The sequence below is a fragment of the Streptomyces phytophilus genome, assembly GCF_013870535.1.
Taxonomy (GTDB): Bacteria; Actinomycetota; Actinomycetes; order Streptomycetales; family Streptomycetaceae; genus Streptomyces; species Streptomyces phytophilus.
Map to the genome: position 1 here is coordinate 1 of NZ_JACBXC010001114.1, position 2,022 is coordinate 2,022.

General features: G+C 75.7%; 2 protein-coding genes and 1 pseudogene. 2 read left to right on the forward strand and 1 reads right to left on the reverse strand.

Annotated features, from left to right (window positions below):
* Window positions 1–215 precede the first annotated feature (215 nt).
* Together H5J30_RS29665 and H5J30_RS29670 are read left to right on the forward strand one after the other, a co-directional pair.
* A complete protein-coding gene (locus H5J30_RS29665; RefSeq protein WP_181790431.1) occupies window positions 216–647 on the forward strand; it encodes a hypothetical protein in 432 nt (143 codons plus the stop codon).
* 66 nt (window positions 648–713) lie between these two features.
* Complete coding sequence (locus H5J30_RS29670) at window positions 714–1,718, forward strand: DUF3048 domain-containing protein (RefSeq protein WP_181790433.1); 1,005 nt, start codon at window positions 714–716, stop codon at window positions 1,716–1,718.
* Window positions 1,719–1,739: 21 nt separating this feature from the next.
* On the opposite strand, the pseudogene H5J30_RS29675 reads toward H5J30_RS29670, so the two are convergent.
* Window positions 1,740–2,022 (reverse strand): annotated as a pseudogene (locus H5J30_RS29675) (zinc-binding alcohol dehydrogenase family protein); the annotation flags it as partial.

Here is a 2,022-nt window from a genome sequence, read left to right on the forward strand (position 1 = left end):
AAGGCCGGCTTCCCGGTCGTACGCGCCGACTGGATGCCGCCGGCCGAGTCGCTGCGCACGGCGCAGGAGGACGAGGGCCGCACGTAGCCGGGACGCGGCAGGACGCAGACGAGAGGTGGCCGGGCGTCGCCGTGGCCCCGCCCCGGCCGCGAATCCCGGACCGGATCGCGGCCCGCCCCTCCCGTGCCGCGGCCGGGCGACTACGCTCGGCGCACATGACCTCCCGCGACGACACGGACATCGACGACACGGGCCTCGAAGAGACCGAAAAGACCGGAACGACCCGAAAGACCGGCATAGACGCGGCCGGCAGCGACGCGGGCGACCCCCACACGCCCGGCGCCGCTGACCCGGACGCCCTGTTCGACGACGAGGAGGCCGACGAGCCGCCGCCGCCCCGGCTGACCCCGCGGCAGGCGCGCCGCGTACGGGCCCTGACCTCCGCCGGCGTGATGGTAGCCGTCGGCGTGGCCATGGTGGTGCGGTTCCGCACGGAGCCGTCGCTGCTGACGTTCGCGCTCTACGGCGGCGCGCTCATCCTCTCCGGCACCGCGATCATGCTCAGCCGCGCGGGCCGCACCCGCGTCGCGATGGCGGTGCTGGCCGCCGGCTTCGCGTTCGTGGTCGCCGACCAGCTCCTGCGCTGACCACCGCCGCGGTAGACGGCGGCCGGGGCGGGTAGGTCATCGGTAGTACGCCGAGTGGGGGGTTCGTTGAACAAGAAGCACGCGGCCGCAGCGGCGGCGTTCCTGGTGCCCGCGGTCGCCGTCGCCGCGGTGCTGCTCGCCCGGTCGCACGGCGGCACCGAGGAGCCGGCGCACCGGCCCCAGGCCCGTTCCTCCCCCGTCTCCCCGTCCCCGTCCGACTCCCCCGCGCCCACCGAAGAACCGCCCGCGCCCGAGGGCCCGGTGCTGGGCGTGAAGCTGGACAACGCGGCGCCCGCCCGGCCGCACACCGGCCTGGAGGAGGCCGACGTCGTGCACGTGGAGCGGGTCGAGGCGGGCATCAGCCGCTTCCTCGCCGTCTACGCCTCCGGACTCCCGGACGTCGTCGGGCCGGTGCGCAGCGCCCGCGAGACGGATCTGGAGCTGCTGGCGCAGTACGACGACCCGGTGCTCGCGTACTCCGGCGCGCAGTCCAAGCTCAAGCCGTACATCAACCGCGCGCCGCTGCGCCCGGTGCCGCCCGAGCAGCTGCCCGGCGCGTACTTCCGCGGCACCGACCGGCCCCTCCCCCACAACCTCTACCTGCGCCCCGAGCGCGTCACCGACGCCGCACCCGAACTCGCGGACATGGACGCCGCGTCGCTGTACGAGACCGGTGAGGCACCGGCCGGCGGCCGCAGGACCGACACGCGCACGGTGGACATGCCGGCCGCCCACTTCACCTTCGACTGGTCGGCCGGGAGCCGCGGTTGGGAGGTCTCCATGGACGGCACCCCGGCCACCAGCGGCGGCGAGCGGCTCGCGCCGCCGACGGTGGTGCTGCAGGAGACGGTGATCCGCAAGGGCGGGTTCGGCGACCGGTGGGGCAACAACTCGCCGTTCACCGAGACCGTCGGCTCCGGCGGGGCCACGGTGCTGCGGGACGGCCGCGCGTACGCGGCGGAGTGGGACCGGCCGACGGCGGCGGACCGCACGGTGTTCACGACGCCGGACGGCGACCCGATGCCGCTGGCGGAGGGCCAGGTGTGGGTGGTGTACGTGCCGCGCGGCTGACCGCTGATGACGCGCCTGCCCTCAGTCCGCCGGCATCCGCAGCACCGCCGCACCCCTGACCCGGTCCGCCGCGAGGTCGTCGAGGGCGGCGTCCGCGCGGTCGAAGGGGTACGGGGTGACGGTCGCACGCACCCCGTGCGCGTCGGCGGCGGCGAGGAACTCCCGGCCGTCGGCTCGGGTGTTGGCGGTGACGCTGCGCAGCACGCGCTCGCGGAACAGGTGCCGCTCGTAGTCCAGCTCCGGGATGGCGGTGAGGTGGATGCCCGCCACGCTGAGCGTGCCGCCGGCGTCCAGCGCCGCCAGC

Excerpts from the sequence above, each read along its gene's own strand:
- H5J30_RS29665 (WP_181790431.1), top strand. The coding sequence starts at position 216 with ATGACCTCCCGCGACGACACGGACATCGACGACACGGGCCTCGAAGAG.